Origin of the sequence: Halomonas llamarensis (assembly GCF_023555005.1) — a bacterium.
Taxonomy (GTDB): Bacteria; Pseudomonadota; Gammaproteobacteria; order Pseudomonadales; family Halomonadaceae; genus Vreelandella; species Vreelandella llamarensis.
This window is the reverse complement of record NZ_JAMJPJ010000110.1, coordinates 1-411: the sequence shown is the minus strand read 5'-3', so window position 1 is coordinate 411 and position 411 is coordinate 1. Positions and strand designations below refer to the sequence as shown.

The window sequence follows — 411 nt, the reverse complement described above, 5'->3', positions numbered from 1 at the left end:
AATGACCACCAGCAAAGGGACGATCCAGGGTTATAACGGCGTCGCCACGGTGGATAAAAAACACCAGATCATCATTGACGCTCAGGCCTTTGGTGAAGGCCAGGAACACCACACTTTGCAGCCCGTGGTGGAAACGGTCAAAGCCCGTTTTAAGAAGCTGGTGATTGCGGAAAACATCTACCAGAAAGGCACTGTCGTCACTGCCGATACCGGCTTCGCCAACGAAGCTAATATGAAGTACCTACACGAACAGCAGATCAACGGCTACATTCCCGATAATCAGCTCCGCAGCCGAGACCCGAAGTTCGCCGACCAGAAAAACAAATACGGCAAGCGCCACCAGAACTTACCAGATAAAGGTTGGCGAGAGACGACGCCCGCCAGCGCGTTCCAATTTGATCCTGTAAAGCT

At 52.3% G+C, this 411-nt stretch carries 1 protein-coding gene; it reads left to right on the top strand.

What is annotated here, in order from left to right:
• A partial coding sequence (locus M8006_RS17810; protein WP_250084565.1) for a transposase occupies window positions 1–411 on the top strand: 411 nt, incomplete at both ends.